This window comes from Algoriphagus lutimaris, assembly GCF_017051705.1.
Lineage (GTDB): Bacteria > Bacteroidota > Bacteroidia > Cytophagales > Cyclobacteriaceae > Algoriphagus > Algoriphagus lutimaris.
Genome location: NZ_JAFIDJ010000001.1, coordinates 637,131 through 659,799, shown reverse-complemented (window position 1 = coordinate 659,799; position 22,669 = coordinate 637,131). Strand labels below are relative to the sequence as shown.

The following is a 22,669-nucleotide window of genomic DNA, read 5'->3' as shown; positions in this document are numbered from 1 at the left end:
AAATCAGCGGATTAAGGTAAATGTTCCTGTTTCAGAATCGGATCCAAGACCATTTTCCAAGGAGAATTCATAAGTTATTTTGTAAGTAAATACCCCGGAATCAACGGATCTACCTTTTAATTCCCCACTCCAGCCTTCATTTCCGGAGTAAATCAATTGTCCCCATCTATCCCAAATCAACAGTTGATAGGTAATCGGGCAATTGGAAATGGGCTCATAGAAACCTTCTGAAGGCAAAAAACCTGAGGGCATTCGAACCTGAGGTTTGGAAGGCTGTATCGATCCGGTTCCGTTCACCACACAACCATTGGCATCTGTAACTGTGACAGAAAACTCTCCTGAAGACAAGCCGTCAATGGTTGCCCCCATCAAACCATTATCCCATTCAATCTCATAAGGAGCTACTCCTCCAGTTGGAATTACTTCCAAAACACCATCCCCACCTCCTGGGCAACTTGGGCTGATTTCATTAAACGTAAGCGATAATGGATCAGGTCCTTCAATGATTCCCTCCAATTGTATGCTGCAGAATCTCGAATCAAGGATGATATGGGAAAACATTCCTTTTGGCAAACCTGTCACTTTCAAAAACTCTCCATCCCATTCTGATTCCTGACCTTCCACCTCATAAGGTGGTGTCCCACCCGAAACTCTCAATTGATAAAAACCATCTTCTGCATCATAGCAGCTTACTTCATTTGTAACGGGCTCATCAAGAAAACTCAAAGGCTCTAAATCTTCCAGATCAATCATCAACACCTCTTCACCACAGCCAGATAAATCAGTGATTTTTACTTCGTATGTTCCTTGAGATAGATTGAAAGCACTATTGGATTCCAACAATGGATCATGACTCCACTCCATCTTGTAATTTCCAGAGCCACCTTGAGGATCTAAAACAATTGAACCATTCGATTCCCCTGGACAGGAAGGAGATAATTTTTCGGAAATAGTCACTTCAAATTCCGGATAAATGAATACCCTCAACACTTGCGAAATACCTGAGCACAAGGAATTGATCAAACTAGTAGATTCATAATACAAACTCCTTTCTATGGCATTCTCCTCCCACTCCACTTCCACTTCCACTGAGCCTTGGCCCTCAACTATACTTCCACCGGTTACCACCCATTGATACGTATTTTGATCGGAAGGAAATGGAATAGAATATGTCACCACATCAGACAATACCCCACAAATACCCTCGGGACCTAAAGGCAAATCAGGTTCGGCATCGTTGGAAACTTGAACTTGGATTTCTTGGATTTCCCCTTGACAACCATTTTCTGAATAAGGAATTGCTTTCACTAATCCATTTTGGGTCTCCACATCCCACTTTACCGTGATGGTAGAATTAGTACTCTCCAATTCAATTCCATCGACCACTTCCCATTCTACTCTTTCAAAATTATCCGTGTTTTCAAAAGTATAAGTCACTTCATCGGCATTGAGACAAATGGCACTGGGACCTATTAATTCTCCTTCGATTTTTTTAACCTCCACTTCAAACTTAAATTCCTCTTCGCTGTCACAATTACCCTCCCCAGTTGATGCCAATACCACTACCTCAAATACTCCTTCTTCTTCAAAAGTGTGGGTCACTTCCTTACCTGATTTCATTTCACTTCCATCTCCAAAATCCCATAAAAATGATTGGAACATCGGATTATCCGGTATTATTTCCCAAACTCCTTCCTTCCCAAAACAAGCAACTTGATCCCCGATTACTTCGAAATCATAGGTTGACTCTATTTCAAACTGAACATTTTCCAAACTTGCCCCTATTGCATAACCATAGGAAGAAATAAAACCATCCCCATAAGCATATCCTAGAAGGCCTTCTGGATTAGATAGGGAATTTACTCCTTCATTAATGACAAGTTGCGCATACTTAAAATCTGGATTTCCCGGTACTGGAAGGAACTCTCCTCCCACGTTTTGGCCATTCAAAACAGTTTGATTTGCTGCTTGCGAAGGGACAATTGCATTGACGTAGTGCTTTAAAATCTCATCTACCACAGGAGTAGAGAATATAATGGACTTGATCCTTTGGTCATTATCACTGTAAGTAATCAATGATGGATCTCCCTGCGCTGAAAACGTGTCGCTAAACTCATTACAAGCTTGGCTTTTCGCCAAAACAGAAACAGCTGTTGGTTTGGAGGATTCAATATTGGCTACTTCTTTAGGACCAAACTCCAGTTTCAAAAATTCGCCAGCGTCCAAGTTGCCCACCTGACTACCATTTACATTTACATCCGTATTATCTTCTGAAGCCAACACCTTGACAATTTCTCCCGAGGTCCTTCCTGCTAATGGAACATGGATATAGGACTTCCCCCAGTTTTTAATAGGATAAGCCTGTTGAAATAAATGATCACCAGTAGTTCCACAATCACCTGCACTTGTTAATTTATTCCCTCCAAAAACTGCAATATTTTTACAATCTCCATCCGTACTATTCATCACCCTGATTCGAGAACCTGTTAAATCTCCTTTGGCTTTAATCTGATAACTCTCTCCTGAATTCAAAAATATGGTTAAAGGGGCATTGGCAGGAATAGTGTTTACGGTATTAGTGGAAGTAACAATCTCAATCTCAGTATTATTTTCCACCGCCAAAATCAATAGGGTACTCTCATAATTTACATTTCCTCCTGGATCCTGCCCCACCCCAAAAACATCGGCATGTGCAGTTACATAGTATTCCTTCCCTAATGCTGTTATAGGTAATACAACTGAACCATCCAAGCTACGTTGCCTTTGGTTTACGGCATGAACAGCTATCTCTCCGGATGAGGAAATAAATACAGCTTTATTTTCAACAGTACCCGAACTCCTATGAATAAAGTCCTCCTCATTATTGAACTCATAATAAAATTGCTCTCCTTGCTTGAGAGAAAATGGAATATCCTTACTCCCCGCTTGAATCATTCCTTCACTGTCTTCATTGGCTGTGATGATGACCGAGGCTAGATCTGGTTGATTGGGACGGTTATTATTTTCCATAAATCCCAAAACAAACTCCTTCCCTAGAGTACTCAGTTGAGCATACCCATTCAAGCTTACTAAAAAAGTAAGTATACAAAACAGAAATTTGATTCTTAATTTGGGCATTGTCTAAAATTCACCTGATTAAAGTAAACCCTCCTCGTTTCTCAATGGTTTGAACTTTTCCTTCCAAAGGAAAAGAATATTGGTATAAGTAGGTATAGGTCCCAGAAGGAGCCTCTTCATTTGCTACTCTTCCGTCCCAACCAGAGGTCCCTGAATAAATCAATTGACCCCATCGATTAAATATCCAGAGTTCAAACTCAATTTCACAATTGGAAACACCTTGATAGAGATCTCCTGAAGAATCAGGGTTAAATCCAGTAGGCAATCTAACTTCCGGAGCTGCTTCCAACACTTCTCCTGCCCCTAAACTAATACAACCTGAATTATCCAGAACAGAAATATTATAGGTACCTCGAGGCACCCCTATCAATTGATTTCCTTGCCCTTCTGGCGCCTCCCAAGTGTATATGTATGGAGCATCCCCACCTCCTGGAATTGCCAATAACTCTCCATTACTCCCTCCTGGACACGCGGGTTTTTCTAATCTCACCGATACCTCAAGTGCAGGTGGTGAAGTAATCTCGAAAGCTAGGGGAACCACACAGCCATTGGCATCACTAAACTCCCATTCATAAATCCCTTGCGGTAAATCAATCAGATTTATAGTTCCATTAGTGGTCCGATTTCCTTGGTATTCATAAGTGTAAGGAGCAACTCCGCCAATCAGAGATACAGCTAATTTACCATCAGATTTCCCATAACAGGACGTTCCCTCTACATTGACTGATAAAACCTCAAATTGATTTGGTTCCTTTATCTCAATTTCCTCTAATTCAAACTCACAACCATTGGCATCCACAATTTTTACATCATAAGTTCCTGCCGACAATCCTGTTGCCTTCAACTGTTTCAAACCCGCATCGTGAGACCAAATAATCTCAAAAGGTGCCACTCCTCCAATTACTTCTAGCTCAATTTCCCCATTACTCCCCCCAAAGCATAAAACAGTATTTTCATGCGCTGACCTCAACTCTAAGCGATCTGCAATATCAATTTCCAACTGAGGGGAAACTCCTCCACATGAATTATCCACCAAACTGGACACAGTATAACTTACTGATCCCTTCATGCCAGGCTGATCCCAAATTACCTCAATGCTTCCATTATCTGAGGTTGAACTAATGGTACCTCCAAGGACACTCCACTGATAGGATCTCCCTGGGCTTGAGTCAGGCACAGCGTAAACAAATGGAGTAGTTGGATCAAAACACACCTGAGTTGGCCCTTCTGGCATTACCGCTTCCAGTTGTTTATTGATGGTTACATCCAATCGAATGATGTCGCCAGGGCAACCATTGGCAGAAAATGGAATAGCTAATATCCCTGCAAGCTCATTTGAAGGACCCCAGTTTACCAAAATAGAATCTCCATAATTTTCAACAATATCACCACCTTCCACTTCAAATTCAATCTTTGAAACCTGATTAGAAATAGCATCTGAAAGCTTATAGATCAATCCTTCTTCCTCAGGACATACGCTGGATATTCCTTCTATTTCTAAATCAGAAGACACCGCTATCACTTCCACTTCAAATACAACTTCCTCTTGTTCCTCACAGGTATTTGGACTGATCGAAGCTTTGACCAAAATTTCATAATCTCCGGCTTCGGTATAGGTATGGGTTACTTCCTTGCCTATTTTCACCTCAGAACCATCGCCAAAATCCCATTCAAAATAACTAAAGTTAGGGTTTTCCGACTCAATCACCCATGTGCCTTCGTGATTCAAACAGGCTACTTGTTCCCCATTTACCTCAAATTCATAAGAAGATTCTGTTTCAAAATTCAAATTATCCAACGCCGCTCCTACTGCAAATCCATACGATTCAATAAACCCAAAACCATAAACATATCCATTGAAACCTTCGGAGTTTACTAATCGATGCACCCCTTGGGAAATATTTATCCTAGCATAAGAATAAGAGGGATCTCCTGGTACTGGGGAAAACCTAGTCCCTAAGTTTTGTCCGTCTAAAAATGTAAGACTCTCAGTCCCTGCTTTCACTACCAGATTTAAATAGTGTGATACAATCGAAGGCAAATCCAAGGCATTAAACTGGATTTCCTTTAGCAATTGTTCGCTAGGGCTATAAGTCATCATAAAGGGGTCTCCATTAGAATAATTGGGATCGTTGGGCTCGTTACATTCCTGGCTTTTTGAAAAGACGGTAACACTTGCCGGCTTAGAGGTTTCGATTTTTGCAGATTCATGGATTCCAAAGTCCACACTTAAAAATTCTCCAGCATTGATGGTACCTCTATTTTGACCACCAATAGTAACTTGGGTACCGTCTTCTGAAGCAAGTATTTTAACCAACTCCCCAGAAGTCCTTCCTGAAAGTGCTACATGCACAAATGAGGTTCCCCAGCTAGAAGTGGGATAGGTTTGTTGAAACAAATTATCCGGTGCGCCTCCGCAATTCCCTACGGTAGTCCATTTATTGCCTCCAAAAACAGCAATTTTTTTACAACTTTCCGCATTTTCTCCGATCACCCGAACCCTAGAGCCTGTTAAATCCGCTTTGGCCTTCAACTGGTAACTTTGTCCCCGATTTAGGATGATGGTAAAAGGTAGTCCAGGAACTTTTCCTCCAAATGCAGAAACTGAAGTAGTAATTTCAATTTCAGTATTGTCCTCCGTAGCCACCACCAATAATTCACTTTCATCATTGACATTAGCGACAAAGGGCACAGGAACCGTCAAAAGCTCGTAATGAGAAGTAACTAAGTAATCCACGCCCAATGCACTTACAGGCAAAACTACTGTTCCATCCGCCGAACGAAAACGCTCATTAAACGCATAGACCGCAATTTTTCCATTGGAACTGATGTAAACCCCTTTGTTCTCAATAATTCCTGTATTTCGATGTAGTAAATCAATTTCTTCCGAAGGCACTACATGGGCAAATTGCTGACCTTTCGAAAGGTTAAATGGAACATCCCTTCCATTATATTCAATGTAGCCAACTGCGTCTTCATTCGCAGAAATAACAATTACTGCTTGATCAGGTGCATCTGGTAAAACTCGATTATTGTCCATGAATCCTACCCAGAATTCCTTTCCAACTGTGGAGAGTTGCGCAACTGACTTTTGGCAATAAAAAAAGCAGCAAAAAAGAAATAAAAATCCAAGTAAAATTCTCTTCATAGAAACCCAACAGGTGGAAATTGCTTCAATATAAACAACCTGCGAAACAATAGTTTAAATAATCAGACTATAGGCAGGATTTTAACTTAGAAAAGCGCTTTTTCAACCTGCTCAACAAAATTTTATTCCTATCTTTGCGGCTCAAAAAAAGAAGCAAAACCGAATGATTTCAGTAGATAACCTTTCTCTTAAATTTGGAAAAAGAACACTTTTTGATGAAGTAAGTGTCAAGTTTACCCCAGGTAATTGTTACGGGGTAATCGGTGCCAATGGTGCCGGCAAATCTACTTTTTTGAAAATTCTTTCCGGAGATATAGAAAGTACCAGTGGTTCCGTAAATATTACTCCTGGCCAACGAATGGCCGTATTAAGTCAGGATCACTTTAAATTCGATGAGGTAGAAGTCCTTAAGACCGTATTGATGGGCCATAAAAAGCTCTTTTCAATCATGGAAGAAAAAGATGCCATCTACATGAAAGAAGACTTCTCTGAAGAAGATGGTATTAGAGCCTCTGAATTGGAAGCAGAGTTTGCTGAAATGGATGGCTGGAATGCTGAATCTGATGCGGCTTCCCTCCTTTCTGGTCTTGGCATCACGGAGGATCTTCATTACCTTCCTATGAACCAGCTGGCAGGAAATCAAAAAGTAAGGGTATTATTGGCCCAAGCACTTTTTGGTAATCCCGATATCCTGATTCTGGATGAACCTACCAACGATTTGGATTCTGATACCATCGAATGGTTGGAGAACTTCTTGATTGATTTTAAAAACTTGGTCATTGTCGTTTCTCACGATAGACATTTCTTGGATACAGTTTCTACCCACATTGTAGATATTGATTTTTCCAAAATCAAAATTTATTCAGGCAACTATACCTTCTGGTATGAGTCTTCTCAGCTTGCATTAAAGCAAAGATCTGAGCAAAACAAGAAGGCGGAAGAAAAGCGTAAAGAACTTCAATCCTTCATTGAGCGATTCTCAGCTAACGTGGCAAAGTCCAAGCAAGCCACTTCAAGAAAGAAAATGCTTGAAAAGCTGAATGTGGATGAAATCCAACCTTCCTCTAGAAAATACCCTGGGATCATCTTCAAACCTGAAAGAGAAGCTGGCGATCAGATATTTATGACCGAAAACCTAGAATTGAAATCTGATGGAGTTACCTACTTCACGGATGTTAATTTGATGGTAGATAAAGGAGATAAAATCGCATTTATTTCTAAAACCAAACAGGCTGTCAACAAGTTTTTTCAGACCATCATGGAGGAAATTCCTGTGCAGACAGGAAGTTTCAAGTGGGGAGTAACCATCAACAAAGCGTACTTACCGAATGACAACTCTGAGTATTTCAATTCTGACCTCAATTTGATCGATTGGTTAAGACAATATTCTTCCAATCAGGAGGAAGCTTATGTAAGAACGTTCTTGGGGAGAATGCTTTTCACAGGAGAGGAAACACTTAAAAAGTCCTCTGTGCTTTCTGGTGGGGAAAAGGTACGCTGCATGATTTCCAAAATGATGCTTCAAAACCCAAACCTATTGGTCATGGATGAACCTACAAACCACCTGGATTTGGAATCTATCACTGCCTTCAATAATGCCGTAGTGGAATTTACAGGAACCGTTTTGATGTCATCTTATGACCACGCTTTTGTTCAATCTTCTGCAAACAGAATAGTGGAGTTTACTCCAAATGGAACGATTGATAGAAGAATGCCTTATGATGATTATTTAAACTCTGAGGAAATTAAAGCGATCAGAGAAAAAATGTACGGAAATAGTTAAGCGATAAATCTTGCTGCTGACTTCGATCATTATTTATCTGGCAATTACTGTTGCCATCGGAGCCTGGTCCACTCGACTAGTGAAAAGTTCCAATGATTTCGTGTTAGCGGGAAGATCTTTACCTCTTTTCCTATCAGCATCTGCATTATTTGCAACATGGTTTGGCTCCGAAACGATTTTCGGAGCCTCTTCTGTTTATTTGGAGGAAGGTTTAATAGGCGTAATCGAAGACCCCTTTGGAGGTGCTCTTTGTTTAGTATTATTTGGTCTGTTTTTTCTTCGGCCCATGTATAGAATGGGGGTATTGACTATTGGCGATGTGTTCAGACGGATTTTTGGGAAGCGCGTAGAGTTTTTTGCTTCTGTTTTCATGATCCCTGCCTATTTCGGATATGTAGCAGCTCAATTGGTGGCCTTGAGTTTAATATTAGGTTCCATTACTGATTTAACTTTGGTAGAAGGAATTTTAATTTCATCAGGCATTGTGGTCTTTTACACCTTCCTTGGCGGAATGTGGGCCATTTCTATCACGGATTTTATTCAAACAACCATGATTGTGGTAGGATTACTTTGGGTATCCATGATGGTTGCCTCAGAAGCAGGTGGAGTTCAAAATATTTTATCTCAAGCTCCAGAAGAAAGCTTCCAGTTTTTTCCAACTGGCGGTGCAATTTCTTGGATCAATTATTTTGGAGCCTGGATAATATTAGGTCTGGGTAGCATTCCAAGTCAGGATATTTACCAACGGGTCATGTCCTCCAAGTCTGAAAAAGTAGCAGTTAGATCCACTTATTTGGCAGGAGGTTTTTATTTGACTTTTGGGTTATTGCCCTTATTTATAGCCCTGGGAGCAAAAGTGCTTTACCCGGAACTTTATTTGGAAAACAACCAAATGCTTTTGCCCACCATGATTCTTGCTCATGGAGGACTTCCAATTCAGATTGTTTTCTTTGGAGCCCTGATTTCAGCAATCATGAGTACTACTAGTTCTGGTTTATTAGCACCGGCAGCTATTCTTTCTGAAAATCTGATTAAACCATTTTTCGGAGAAAAAGTGAATGACAAATCACTATTATGGATTCTGAGAGGCAATATTGTTTTTGTTGCAATAATCGCCACTTTCATAGCCACGATGGAATCGAACATTTATGACCTGGTTGCTGGAGCTTCCATTTTAATGCTGGTTTCCCTCTTTGTTCCTTTAACAGCAGGCCTTTATTGGAAAAAGGCATCGCCTACGGGCTGCCTACTTTCTATGATGGTAGGGATGATTTCTTACTTAATCTCCGATCAACTTAATCCAGTCATAGATGCACATATAATTGGATTGGCTTTTAGTATTTTAGCAATGATAATCGGAAGCATTAGTTTCCCAACACGAACCCTACAACTCGATGAATTATCCTAAAATTATTTTAAAAAAAGGAAAGGAAATCTCCTTAAAAAGGAAGCACCATTGGGTGTTTTCTGGAGCGATCTTTCAAAAGCCAGAACACTTAGAAAATGGTGAACTAGTTTCTGTCTATTCTTCCAGAGAGGAGTTTCTAGGAATAGGGCATTTCTCACACGGCTCTATTATGGTAAGAATCATATCCTTCGAAAACAGGGAAATTGACCAGGAGTTCTGGAATGTTAAAATCCAGTCAGCATACGTCTTGAGACAAAGTTTAGGGTTGACGGACAATCAGGAAACGAATGTATATAGGCTTGTTCATGGGGAAGGAGATTTATTGCCTGGCTTGATTGTAGATTTTTACAATGGCACCGCGGTAATTCAAGCCCATCATGTGGGAATGCATGCCCATATCAAAGAAATAGCCCAAGCTATACATCATACCTATGGCAACAAATTGGCTGGAGTGTTCGATAAAAGTGCTGAGACCCTTCCAAAGAATCTGGGCATATCATCCAATGAATGGATTATTGGTGAGCCTATAACTGATTTGGTAAAAGAATATGGCGCCACGTACAAAATTGATTGGGAGAAAGGACAGAAAACTGGATTCTTTATCGATCAAAGAGAGAACAGAAAATTACTTGCTTCCTACTCCTTTGGAAAAAAGGTATTAAATACATTTTGCTATTCAGGAGGATTTTCGGTTTTGGCTCTAAAAGAAGGTGCTAAGGAAGTACATTCCGTAGACATCTCTCCCAAAGCAATCGAACTTACAGAAGAAAATGTAGCATTGAATCCTGAGATCGAAGGCAAACACGAATCTAAGGTAGCAGATGTGGTAAAATACATTCGAGAGATAGGTGATGATTATGACATCATTGTGCTTGACCCTCCTGCTTTTGCTAAAAATATGAAGGCCCGGCATAATGCTGTCCAAGCTTACAAACGATTAAATGCTGAAGCTTTGAAAAAAATTAAACCAGGAGGAATATTATTTACCTTTTCCTGTAGCCAAGTAGTAGATAAGGCTTTGTTTGCACATACGATTACTGCTGCCGCTTTGGAATCTGGTAGAAACATTAAAATCCTTCATCAAGTTACACAACCAGCGGATCATCCAGTGAATATTTATCACACAGAAACTGAATATTTGAAAGGACTCGTATTATTTGTGGAGTAATGCCTTATAATTCGAAGCCATTCAATTATTTTCACCTATCAAAATAAAAGAGCATGTATACAGGATTACAACATTTACATTCAGGGCTGGCTTATTTAGTGCTATTGGCCCTTATTATTATTGTCATTTATGCCCTTATAGGCAGCTTATCTAATAAACAGTTTACTGATAAGGATAGAAAAATTGCATTGATCGGTTTTATCCTTGCTCACCTTCAATTGACTGTGGGGCTAATCCTCTATTTTGTAAGCCCCCTCGGATTTGAAATGTTAAAATCTGGTTCCGCTATGTCAGATTCTGCAGTTAGATTAACTGCTGTAGAGCATCCATTGGTCAATATCATTGCGATTGTGATTATTACCATAGGATATAGCAAAGCCAAAAAAGGAACCATTCCCAGAGCTCGTTTCCGTAGCATTTACATGATGTATGCGATTGGATTGGTATTATTACTTTCAAGAATACCTTGGACAGCTTGGTTAGGGTGATCTCCTGAAAACTTCAATTTAAGTCCGGCAAATTATTGTCGGACTTTTTTGTTTCCTAATACCAAAATTGAACAATCTGTCCTTTGAATTTGCCATTTGAATAGCCAAACAAAGACTATTTCACATTTTTGCAACTTTGTTTCATTTACACTAGTTTAATCTGAAAATGGATTCTATTTTTGTTTCGTGAAACTTATACAATTCTCTATTTTCTTATCATTGATCCTCCTTTTTGGCTCCAAAACCACATTTGCCCAAAAATGTGATTTATCCATTAGGGGTAGGATTTTGCACCAAGAAAACAATGATCCTATTGAAGGAGCATATATCTGGGTAATAGAAAGTGCCACTGGAGCAGTTTCTGATGAAAATGGGAATTTTATAGTCAAAAATCTTTGCCAAGGAGAATATCACATCACGATCCAATACCTAGGCCATAAGGAAATAAAAGATAGTATTTCATTATCCTCCAACAACTTCAACAAAACCTATAGACTGGAAGAAGAATCCCTTGATTTAGGAGGTGTGGAAATTCACGGACATCGATTTGCTGTACAAACCACAACAGCAGTCACAGCTCTATATGGAGAAGCATTGCTGGAAGCGAGAGGTGAAAATTTAGGCGAAAGTCTCAAACGTATTTCTGGAGTAACCACCTTTTCCACAGGTAATAGCATTGCAAAACCTGTCATTCATGGAATGCACAGTAATAGAATTATGATTCTCAATAATGGAATCAGATTGGAAGGTCAACAATGGGGAGCAGAACATGCACCAGAAATTGATCCTTTCGTAGCAGATGAGATTACAGTTATCAAAGGGGCTGAAACAGTAAGATATGGACCTGAGGCAATGGGTGGAGTAATTTTAGTAAACCCAGCCCCTATTCCTACTAAGAAAGACCCAAAGACCAATATTTATCTCAATGGAGGAACCAATGGAAGAATGGGCAATATTTCCGTTTCCCATGCTGATGGGTCCAATAAAATCAAAGGATTAGGTTACCAGGTTCAAGCCTCTGCCAAGAGGGCTGGAAACATTAAATCACCGGATTACTTTCAGGGAAATACAGGATTAAGTGAGCTAAATTTCTCTGGTTCTGTGGGGTATAGCAGTTCCAAGTTAGGTGTAGAAGGATACTATAGTTATTTTAATACCACTTTAGGGATTTTAAGGGATTCCCATACTGGTAATTTAGATGACTTGCTTGCTATTATTGAAAATGGGAGACCTTTTTCAGACCCAGGATTCACTTATGAAATCATCAATCCCAAGCAGGTAGTTTCACATCATTTAGCAAAAGTTAAATCTCATTACCATCTTTCTGACACTTGGAAATTGAATTTTCAATATGGCTTCCAAACCAATAACAGAAAGGAATTTGATAAAAGAAGGGGTGATTTAAACGAAAAACCAAGTTTAGATCTCCAACTTTTTACCAATACTTTTGACTTATTTGTTGATCATAATTTGAAAAATGAATGGAGTGGGAGTTTTGGTTTAAACGCGATCCAGCAGGCCAATAACAATATACCAGGGACTGGTGTCACTCCTTTGATTCCGAATTATGATATGGTCAATCTGGGGATATATGCCATTGAAAAATATAGCAAAGGTCCTTTAGAGTTGGAAGGCGGTTTACGTTTCGATGCACGATCAGTCAATACGGCTAGGTATGTTGATTCCGAGCTCCAAGAAGCGGATTTAAGCTATACCAATTTCTCTGCATTTATAGGGGGGCTTTATCAAATCAGCCCGAAAGTCACCTTCAATTCTAACCTAGGAACCGCTTGGAGACCTCCTAATGTAAATGAATTATTCAGTGAAGGATTGCACCATGGAGCAGCTGCGGTGGAAATTGGCGATCCAGACTTGAATTCTGAAAAATCTCTCAAATGGGTGAACGCTTTGGAATATGATGGAGGAAGAACTCATTTGGAATTTACTGCCTACGCAAACCATATTTCTGATTACATCTATTTAAATCCAACCGGGGAAACCTATGTTTCCTTAAGAGGAACTTTCAATGTCTATGAATACCTACAGGCTAATGCCTTCTTTTATGGATTTGATTTCTCTGGAAGTTATGTTTTTACCGAACGATTAAGCGCCTATGCTAAGGGTTCAATCATCCGGGCAAAAAACACAGATGAAAACAATTATTTTCCATTCATTCCTTCAGATAGAATGGATTGGGGTCTAGCATACCAATTTGGGTCTTTAAAAAATTCACAAACCAATAAGTTGACCTTGAGCAACATGCTAGTAGCCAAGCAAAAGAGGGAACCTGATTTTGATCTTGCTCCAGCCCCTCCTGCGTATGCCTTATTCAACTTAGCATACCAAAAGAAATTTATTTTCGGCGAAAATCAATTGAACCTAGGTATACAAATTCAAAACCTATTCAATACTTCTTATAAGGAGTATATGAATCGATTCCGTTATTTCACGGATGATATGGGAAGAAACATTCTCTTAAAAATAAATTACCAATTTTAAACTTTAACCAACGTATGAATTACTTGAAAAAACCTACTCTACTAATTGCAATGATGGTTTCTTTGGCTCTTGCTTCTTGTAAAAGTGAAGATCCAGTTCCTGAAAATGACGAAGAATTAATCACAGACGTAACTTTGAGATTTACAGAGGTGGATGCATCTGGCAATGCCATTGGAACCCCTTTTGAATTTGTCGCATCAGATCCTCAGGGAGTGGAATTAGGTGATCCTACCATTGAGACAGTGGAATTAGTGAAAGGAAAATCCTATCAGATGGAAATCTTCCTTTACAATTCCATTGCAGATGAAGATATCACTGAAGAAGTTCAGGAAGAGTCTGATGAACATCAATTTTATTTCCTAGGAACTGCATTTGTAGGTTCTCCTGTATTAACCTACACTTACGATGACTTAAATGGAGAGATCATTGGACTTAAAGGGCAAGTGGAAGTGGCTGAATTCCCAGGATTCAACAATGCCAACATGCGAATAATATTAAGACATGATTTGGACAAGAATTTTCCTGGAGCGGATAATCCTAATTTTGAAAATTTCACACAGGCAGGAGGTGAAACAGATTTGGATCTAACTTTCCCTTTGGTCTTAAATTAATCAAGACTTGAAACAAAAAAGCAGCTTAACAGCTGCTTTTTTGTTTTGTATCCAAAGATATTTTTTATTGTTGATAATTGGCACCTACATCCCCTGCCACTAAAATCACTTCATAGTCAGGTCCTTCACTGGCAAGGTGTACTTTCACATGTCCATTAAAAGTCAGGAAACTTTCGTAGTTGATCACATTTCCATTTGAAAGTTCAGATAAAATCGTTGCTCCTACCAAGGAACTGGCATAAATTGGACTCAACATCGCGGCCATTGGAGCGTCTGGAGTTCCATAAGGACCGTAATGCAAATGAGCAGGATATGTGACTGCTGTGCTACCTTTCGCTCCTTTTAGGGTGATTACTAATTCCAATTCTCCAGTAGGCAACTCTCCTACCTCTAATTCTCCAGTATATTCATAATCACTTGCCTGCTGCAACTCATAAATTGTGGATCTCACATATCGAGAAGGTCTTTCTACTTCTGTGCATCCAACAAACAAAACTCCAATAACAAATGCTAAAACTAAGATCCTCATAGATAATATTCGTTCTCCAGTGAAACGTTTTCACTCCTCATATGTTCTCTAAACTCAAAAGTGAAACATTTCGAATCAGTATACAACGTCAAACCCAAACAATTAATCGTAGGAATCAGTAGTCTTAGCTACCAAAATAAAAATTGACAATTCCCTTCGATTGATGGGTTTCATCGAAGAAATCTCACATTTTCACGGTTGCAATACTTTTTCAAAAGTAAAATTCATGAAAGAAAATAGGCTACAAATCGCATTTGATTACTTTCAGACCAAAGGTTGGAAGCCCTTTCCCTTTCAGATTGAAACTTGGAATGATTTTTTGGATGGCAAATCTGGGTTATTGAATGCCCCTACCGGTTCGGGGAAGACATTCGCCTTGTGGTTTCCCGCAATTTTGGAATATATCCAGCAACATCCAGGTACTTGGAAAAAGCCCAAGAACAATGGAATACAAATTATTTGGGTAACCCCACTAAGAGCTTTATCCAAAGACATTCAATTGGCCATGCAGGAAGTCTGTGATGTAATCGGGCTACCTTGGAAAATTGCTGTAAGAAATGGAGACACGGATGCAAAAACCCGAGCAGCTTTAAAAAGAAGACCTCCAGAATGTCTGATTACTACCCCTGAAACACTACATGTGTTGATCTCCCAGAAAGACCATAAAAAGTTATTCCAAACTGTAAATGCCATCGTAGTAGATGAATGGCATGAATTAGTCGGTAATAAACGCGGGGTTCAGGTTCAGCTGGCATTAGAGTACATTCAATCCATTTGTCCTTCTACTTTTAGAAGATGGGCTGTTTCTGCTACCATTGGAAATTTAAAGGAAGCTGCTGGAGCTTTATTGGGGAACCAATCTCCTCCCCATATTGTAAAAGCCAATATTGGAAAAGAGATCTTGGTACATCCAGTATTTCCTGAAGAAATTGAAAAATACCCCTGGTCAGGACATTTAGGAATTCGGATGCTTGAAAAAGTCATTCCTATTATTGAAGCAGGTAAAACTGTATTGCTTTTTACCAATACCCGTTCTCAAACAGAAATCTGGTATCAAAAGATATTGGAAGCAAGACCCGATTGGGCAGGTTGGATCGCCATGCACCATGGATCTTTGGATATGTCAGTGAGATCATGGGTAGAGGAATCCTTACATGAAGGAAGGTTAAAATTAGTGGTTTGTACCTCCAGTCTGGATTTAGGCGTTGATTTTAGACCAGTAGACCGAGTAATCCAAGTGGGAAGCCCTAAAGGAGTTTCTCGATTTATTCAAAGAGCAGGGAGAGCGGGTCATCAACCAGGATTGCCTTCTGAAATCTTCTTTGTTCCTACCAATGCATTAGAATTAATTGAGTGTTCAGCACTTCGAGATGCCATTGAAAACAATGAGATGGAATCTCAATTTCCACCAGAACTCCCCTATGATGTACTGATTCAGTTTTTAGTTACGCTCGCTGTTGGTGAAGGTCTAAACCCTGAAGAAATTTTTCTGGTGGTCAAACAGACCAAGTCCTTTGAAAACCTTACAGAAGCAGAAATGAACTGGGTGATGGACTTCATTACCAAAGGAGGAGCATCCTTGGGAAGCTATGAGGACTTCCTCAAAGTCAGCCTGGATGAAGATGGGCTTTACCGGGTGAAAAGTAAACGAATCGCTATGAAGCATCGACTATCCATGGGTACGATTGTTTCGGAAGTGATGCTCAAAGTGAAGTTTAAAAACGGAGCGTATTTAGGAAGCGTGGAAGAGTTCTTCATTTCAAAGATGAAAATCGGGGATCGCTTCTTCTTTGCAGGCAGAAGTTTGGAACTCCTTCAAGTTAAAGGGCTTACTGCCACAGTAAAAGTTTCCGAAAAAAAGACCAAAAATGTAGTCTCTTGGATGGGAGCTAGAATGTCCCTCTCCTCCAAGCTTTCAGATAAAATCAGGGAAATCCTCGAGTATTACAACCAAGAAAATTACATTTCTGAGGAGATAGTGAGAGTGTTGCCAATTCTGGATTTACAAAATAAACTATCCATTGTACCGGATAGAGACACATTCTTAATTGAATCTCATCAAAGCAAAGAAGGTTTCCACTTATTCTTCTATCCTTTTGAAGGAAGGATGATTCATGAATTAATGAGTGCGCTAATTGCTTACCGGATCAGTATCAGTCAGCCAGTTACGTTCAGCATTGCCATGAATGATTATGGGTTTGAACTTTTATCAGATCGCCCTATTCAAATTGAGGAGCTTTTAGAGGAAGATTTATTTACCCTAGATAACTTCCAGGAAGATATTCGTCATTGCGTCAATGAAAGTGAAATGAGCCGAAGAAAATTCAGGGAAATTGCAAGTATTGCAGGTTTGGTATTCCAGGGCTATCCCGGAAAACCCACCACTTTTAAGCATATTCAAGCGAATTCTAGTTTGCTTTTTCAAGTATTTGAATCCTATGATCCGGACAATTTATTGCTCAAACAAGCGCATGCTGAAGCCATCAATCAACAAATGGATCAGGAAAAGATGATCAAGGCATTGAATAAAATAAATGCCCAACAAATTATTCTTAAAACCCCTGTTCAATTCACCCCATTTTCATTTCCCATCATGGTGGACCGTTTGAGTCGAACTTCCATATCCTCCGAATCTATAGAAGATAGAATCGTCAAAATCCAGTCACAATTTGAAATTCAAGATTAATTTGCTCTCCAGAAGAATGGAGTAAAAAGAATCAGAATCGTAAATAACTCCAATCTTCCCAGCAACATAATAAAGGAAAGAAAAATCTTCGCAGTTGGGCTGAAGAATGAGAAATTATCAACTGGCCCTACTTTACCAATAGCTGGTCCAACATTCCCCAAACAAGTGGCTGTTGCTCCTAATGAAGTCTCTAGATCGTATCCCATAATGGATAGGACAAATGCTCCAAATACAAAGATCAACAGGTACAACAAAAGGAAGTTCATAATATGAGTTACAATTCTACCAGTAACTCGATCTCCATTAATAATCAGAGGTACGATGGCCCTAGGGTGAACCAATCTTTTAAATTCTAAATAAGAGTTTTTGAAAAAGGTAAGGTGCCTCACGAATTTGATTCCACCTGCGGTTGAACCAGCAGATCCACCTACGAATAATAATATAAAACAAATGAATGTCATTCCTTGACCATACTGGGTATAATCATCTGACACAAAACCGGTGGTAGTAATGAGCGATACTACCTGAAAAGCAGATTTACGAAATGCTAACTCAGCATCCGATCCAATTTTCGTAAATATTGGGAAAAATAAAACCACAGAGGTAGCAAATACAATAAAAGCATAGGCCTTAAACTCATCACTTTTAAGCACTCTTTTAAACTTTCCAACTAATCCGAAATAAATAACCGTAAAGTTAGTACCCGCCAAAAACATAAAGAAGATAGCAGTATATTGGATAAATGCAGAATCATAGTAGGCCATACTTGCATTCTTAGTAGAGAAACCACCTGTTGCCAGAGTAGTTAAAGCATGATTTATAGCATCATAGAAAGTCATCCCCCCTACCCAGTACAACAAGGTAGCAGCGACCGTCAAACCTACATATACATACCATAATCGCTTGGCAGTTTCTGAGATTCTTGGATGTACCTTATCAGAAGTAGGCCCAGGTGATTCTGCGACAAATAATTCAATTCCACCAATACCCAATAAAGGAAAGATCGCGACAGTCAACACGATAATCCCTAAACCTCCTATCCATTGAAGCATGCTTCGCCAAAACAAAAGTCCTTTGGGCATAGCCTCAATGTCATTCAGTATGGAAGCTCCTGTGGTGGTGATTCCAGAAGTAGTTTCAAATAGAGCATCCGAAAAAGAGTAAATTTCATGACTGAGAATAAATGGAAGCATTCCAAATCCCGCCATAAAAATCCAACTCAAAGAAACAATTAAATAACCTTCCCGCTTCCTGATATTTTGATCTTGTTTAGAGAAGGAAAAAAACAGAATCCCTCCGATGACCATGGTAATCACCACAGAACTTAAAACCGGCCAGGGATCTTCATTAAAGTGCAACGAAAAACCAACTCCAGGAAGCATCAACAGTGAAATAAGCACCAAGAGGGCTCCCATGATTTTGGCGATCTCTTTAAAGTGAATCATAGTTAATGAAAAAGTTTTTCGAGAGGAAGTTTTGCTTCAGGAAGGGCCAAAACGATCGCTTTATCATCCATTTGAAGTAAAAAGTCTCCATCCGGAATAAATACTTTATCCCCTCTAATTACTCCAGCTACGATTGCAGAATCTGGAAAATGAAGTTCTCTTAACGGCTTTTTTACAAGTCGATTGGTTTTACAAACCGAATACTGGATAAACTCTGCATCTACCCCATAGATCCCAGACACTGCATCCACAGTTCCTTTCTTCAAATACCTTGATATTTCATTTGCCGCAACCAACTTTTTGTTGATCAAAGAATCCACTCCGATACTATGAGAAATATGAATGTATTCACGGGTATCTACATGGGCGATGGTTTTATACACCCCATGATTTTTGGCAGTCAGAGAGGTAATGATATTGGTTTCAGAAGACTCTGTCAATGCCAAAAATGCATCCATTTGCTCCAAGCCTTCCTCAACTAACAATTCAATGTTTTTATAATCCCCATTGATGACTAGAGTATTGCTAAGATTCTCTGCCAACCATTTACATCTCTCCTTATCCTTATTTACCAAGGTCACTCTAAAGTGGTCTTCCAATCGCAATGCGGTGGTCAAGGCCATATCGTCTCCCCCAATAATCATCACATTCTTGATGGTAACCTTCTTTTGGCCTAATACTTCCATGATGCTTTCAGTATTCTTTTTATTGGAAATAAAGAACACATGATCATTGTTTCGGATGATGGTACTACCTCTTGGAATGATCGTTTTTTGATCTCGAAGGATGGCGATAATTCGGATATCCTCAAAGATTGGGTTCGTCTTGGTATCCATGATCCTTTGGTTTACCAAGGGATTAGATTGATCCAAGGTGATCCCAACAATATTCAATTTACCTCCACCAAAGTCAAAGACTTCCGTAAAGCTGGAATTCTCGATCATATTGAAGATTTCCCTGCTGCAAAGCATGGTAGGAGAAATCAAATTATCAATTCCTAGATTATTGAAATAATTTACGTTCTCAGGATTTAAATAGGAGTGGTTTCTCACTCTGGCCATTACTCTTTTGGCTCCAAGCTGCTTCGCCAATACTGCTGTGACAATGTTTGTCTTTTCGGAAGTAGTCACGCACAAAACCATATTCGCCCGCTCCACATTCGCTTGTTGAAGGACTTCAAAAGAGGTAGAATCTCCCTGTACTGTCAATACATCCAACTTCGATGCCACATATTCCAGTACTTCCCGATCCGTATCAATCAGTGTAATATCCTTATTATCATAACTTAATTGCTCAGCCAAGTGATATCCCATATCTCCTGCGCCTGCAATCACGATATTCATCGCCATAGAGGTAATTCGAGTGATTTAAACAGCTGCAAAATTAACACCTTTCTACATGGCAATCAGCCATATATCCTAAATCTTTTGCAATTCAAGTTTCAAAGTAGTTAATATGATCTTTTCTGTTCAATATATTCCTACTTTTTTCTCTAAAAATTCAGTTTTTTGGTTTCACTCATCCAATAATTTTGAGCTTTCAATTTCTGGTAGTTCCTCCACATCTTTCAATTTCCTTTGAATTGCCCGCGTACGAGCCCCTACCAATTTATCGAGTTCAGAATTTGCCTCTCCTAATTTCTTTTGGGTTTTTTCTATCAACTCACCAAATTTCCCGAATTCTGTCTTAATAGCTCCAAGAACTTGCCAAACCTCAGAACTCCTCTTTTGAATCGCCAAGGTTCTGAACCCCATCTGTAGACTATTTAAGATCGCTGACAACGTAGTCGGTCCAGTAATTAACACTTTATATTCCTGCTGAATCTGCTGGGATAAACCCGGCTCTCTCAATATTTCAGCATACAAACTTTCGACCGGTAAAAATAGAATAGCAAAGTCTGTGGTATGTGGAACCTGGATGTACTTGTTTCTGATATCTGAAGCAGCTTTTTTGACAGCTTTAATCAATTCCGCTCTAGCAAAATCAATAGCTGACTTATCGACTAAATCATACGCATCTACTAACCTCAAATAAGATTCCTGTGGAAATTTTGAATCGACAGGTAATAGCACTTGAGATTCATTTCCAGGCATTTTCACTGCAAACTCAACCCGCTCTCTTCCAGTTTGTCCAATGGCAGCATTCAAGATATACTGATCCGGAGTCAATACATTATCCAAAATGGCCTGAAGTTGGTATTCTCCTAAAACACCCCTGCTTTTCACATTACTCAGTACCCTTTTAAGATCACCTACCCCATTAGCTAAGCTCTGCATCTCCCCTAAGCCTTTTTGTACGGACTGAAGTTGTTTACTTACCATTTCAAATGATTGCCCCAATCTGGTTTCCAAGGTCTTTTGAAGCTTCTCATCTACTGTTTCTCTGATTTTTTCAAGCCGAAGTTCGGTCGTTTTCATCAATTCATCTTGCCTTCGGTTGAGATCTTCAAACTTTTCTTTTTGTAGGGAATTAAACTCTTGAACATTCCTTCTAAAAACCTCACCAAAGGCTTTTAACGCTTCATTTTGATCCCTTGATGTGGCACGTTGATTGTCAAAAACCAACCGAAATTGAGAAGTTAGATTTTCATTGGCCTCTTTTCTGGATTGAATCAGTGCCAACTCCACCTCCCTACTAATCCGTTGGAGTTCAGATTGCAACAGTTCCTTTTGAGAGGAGTCGTTCCTTCTATAAAAAATCAGAAAAAGGATGATTACTTGGGCAACAAGTACAATGATCAACAAAGATTCAGTAGGCATGGGTTAAGTAATTTGGACCCTTAATGTAGTCCTTCCTAATTTCTACCCCCAAAAACGATAGATATTCTGCGACAGTTTCGGTCGGTAATTCTTCCATTGGAACATGTCCCGCTTCCTCAAATACTACTAAATGGGAACCAGGAATTGCATTTTCGATGAGGTATGCTTGTTTTAATGGGATCCATTTATCTTCTTTTCCCCACATGATCAGTGTCGGCATTTTTACTACATCGAAGTCAAAATCATATTCCCTAGGGATGGACAATCGATCCAAAGTAGCCTGTCTATTTCCATCTCTTAGCATCAATTCATAATACCGATCTATTTTATCACTGGTGATTTTATCGGAATCAAAATACACCTCTTTCATATTCATGGCAAAGAGGAATTTTGGGGTACATTTTAATAATAGTTTTGAAAAAATAGGGTTGGAAGTAAGCTTAAAAATCAAGCCTTGACTTTGACTTTCATCCTCCTCATTCAAACTCCGGATAGAAGGCATTGGAGCGCCTGAGGCATCAATCAAATTCAAGCTCAACACTTTATCGGGTCTTGTAGATGCCATTTGCAAGGCGACAGCCCCTCCCATAGAATTACCTGCCACATGGAATTTATCTAGACCTAAGTTCTCTGCCAAGGTCAAGGCAAGATGACTATAATCTTTAATCGAATAGCGCTGTAACTCATCAGGACCTGTCAAACCATGTCCAGGAAAATCAAGAGAAATGGTCATAAAATATGGGCTTAATTCTTCCTGCCAACTTTCCCAGGTATGGAGAGAAGAAAAACTTCCATGAAGTAAAAGTATAGGATCTCCCTCCCCCATTATTCTTACATGGACATTCTGACCATTTACATTGATAAAATGAGATTGAGGGGTAGCATATTTTTGATCCACTTTCTCATGTGAAATGTCATTTCTATATAAAAGCAATAAAAAGAATACCAATGCCAAAAGCAGTGTAAGAATTACTTTTCCGATTCTTTTTATCCAGACCATCATTTATTTTAAGCTTTTATTTGCTTTC

At 39.3% G+C, this 22,669-nt stretch carries 14 protein-coding genes; 7 read left to right on the top strand and 7 right to left on the bottom strand.

Features of this window, described 5'->3' with window-relative positions:
* Positions 1–3: 3 nt before the first annotated feature.
* Positions 4–3,117, bottom strand: coding sequence for a PKD domain-containing protein (locus tag JYB62_RS02585; protein ID WP_205643879.1), 3,114 nt, complete (start codon positions 3,115–3,117; stop codon positions 4–6).
* 10 nt (positions 3,118–3,127) lie between these two features.
* Positions 3,128–6,265, bottom strand: coding sequence for a PKD domain-containing protein (locus JYB62_RS02580; RefSeq protein ID WP_205643878.1), 3,138 nt, complete (start codon positions 6,263–6,265; stop codon positions 3,128–3,130).
* Between the two features lie 163 nt (positions 6,266–6,428).
* Here JYB62_RS02580 and JYB62_RS02575 point away from each other — a divergent pair, with 163 nt between their 5' ends.
* The 6 genes from JYB62_RS02575 to JYB62_RS02550 all read left to right on the top strand — a co-directional run bounded on the left by JYB62_RS02575 (position 6,429) and on the right by JYB62_RS02550 (position 14,222).
* Complete coding sequence (locus tag JYB62_RS02575; RefSeq protein WP_205643877.1) at positions 6,429–8,048, top strand: ABC-F family ATP-binding cassette domain-containing protein; 1,620 nt, start codon at positions 6,429–6,431, stop codon at positions 8,046–8,048.
* Positions 8,049–8,058: 10 nt separating this feature from the next.
* On the top strand, positions 8,059–9,456 hold the full coding sequence (locus tag JYB62_RS02570; RefSeq protein ID WP_205643876.1) for a sodium:solute symporter family protein: 1,398 nt from the start codon (positions 8,059–8,061) through the stop codon (positions 9,454–9,456).
* Positions 9,443–10,624 (top strand): class I SAM-dependent rRNA methyltransferase, encoded by a 1,182-nt coding sequence (locus JYB62_RS02565; protein ID WP_205643875.1) that lies wholly within the window; start codon positions 9,443–9,445, stop codon positions 10,622–10,624. The genes JYB62_RS02570 and JYB62_RS02565 overlap by 14 nt, the downstream gene beginning before the upstream one ends.
* Positions 10,625–10,677: 53 nt before the next feature.
* The gene (locus JYB62_RS02560) at positions 10,678–11,112 is read left to right on the top strand and encodes a hypothetical protein (protein ID WP_205643874.1); all 435 of its coding nucleotides are present in this window, start codon (positions 10,678–10,680) and stop codon (positions 11,110–11,112) included.
* A gap of 186 nt (positions 11,113–11,298) precedes the next feature.
* Positions 11,299–13,611 (top strand): TonB-dependent receptor, encoded by a 2,313-nt coding sequence (locus JYB62_RS02555; RefSeq protein ID WP_205643873.1) that lies wholly within the window; start codon positions 11,299–11,301, stop codon positions 13,609–13,611.
* A gap of 14 nt (positions 13,612–13,625) precedes the next feature.
* Positions 13,626–14,222: a hypothetical protein gene (locus tag JYB62_RS02550; protein WP_205643872.1), complete on the top strand. Its 597-nt coding sequence runs from the start codon at positions 13,626–13,628 to the stop codon at positions 14,220–14,222.
* A 64-nt stretch (positions 14,223–14,286) separates the two neighbouring features.
* On the opposite strand, the gene JYB62_RS02545 is transcribed toward JYB62_RS02550, so the two are convergent.
* Complete coding sequence (locus JYB62_RS02545; RefSeq protein ID WP_205643871.1) at positions 14,287–14,751, bottom strand: hypothetical protein; 465 nt, start codon at positions 14,749–14,751, stop codon at positions 14,287–14,289.
* 226 nt (positions 14,752–14,977) lie between these two features.
* On the opposite strand from JYB62_RS02545, the gene JYB62_RS02540 reads away from it, so the two are divergent.
* Positions 14,978–17,437 carry a ligase-associated DNA damage response DEXH box helicase gene (locus JYB62_RS02540; RefSeq protein WP_205643870.1) on the top strand — a complete coding sequence of 820 codons (2,460 nt, stop codon included), beginning with the start codon at positions 14,978–14,980 and terminating at the stop codon, positions 17,435–17,437.
* On the opposite strand, the gene JYB62_RS02535 is transcribed toward JYB62_RS02540, so the two are convergent.
* The 4 genes from JYB62_RS02535 to JYB62_RS02520 form a co-directional block, all read right to left on the bottom strand.
* Positions 17,434–18,882: a TrkH family potassium uptake protein gene (locus JYB62_RS02535; protein ID WP_205643869.1), complete on the bottom strand. Its 1,449-nt coding sequence runs from the start codon at positions 18,880–18,882 to the stop codon at positions 17,434–17,436. The genes JYB62_RS02540 and JYB62_RS02535 overlap by 4 nt on opposite strands.
* 2 nt (positions 18,883–18,884) lie before the next feature.
* Positions 18,885–20,231, bottom strand: a complete 1,347-nt coding sequence (trkA, locus tag JYB62_RS02530) for a Trk system potassium transporter TrkA (protein WP_205643868.1) — start codon at positions 20,229–20,231, stop codon at positions 18,885–18,887.
* A 165-nt stretch (positions 20,232–20,396) separates the two neighbouring features.
* Entirely contained in the window at positions 20,397–21,641 is a 1,245-nt protein-coding gene (gene rmuC, locus JYB62_RS02525) for a DNA recombination protein RmuC (RefSeq protein ID WP_205643867.1), read from the bottom strand.
* Positions 21,631–22,644, bottom strand: coding sequence for an alpha/beta fold hydrolase (locus tag JYB62_RS02520; RefSeq protein ID WP_243431426.1), 1,014 nt, complete (start codon positions 22,642–22,644; stop codon positions 21,631–21,633). Before JYB62_RS02520 ends, rmuC begins: the two co-directional genes overlap by 11 nt.
* Positions 22,645–22,669: the final 25 nt, after the last annotated feature.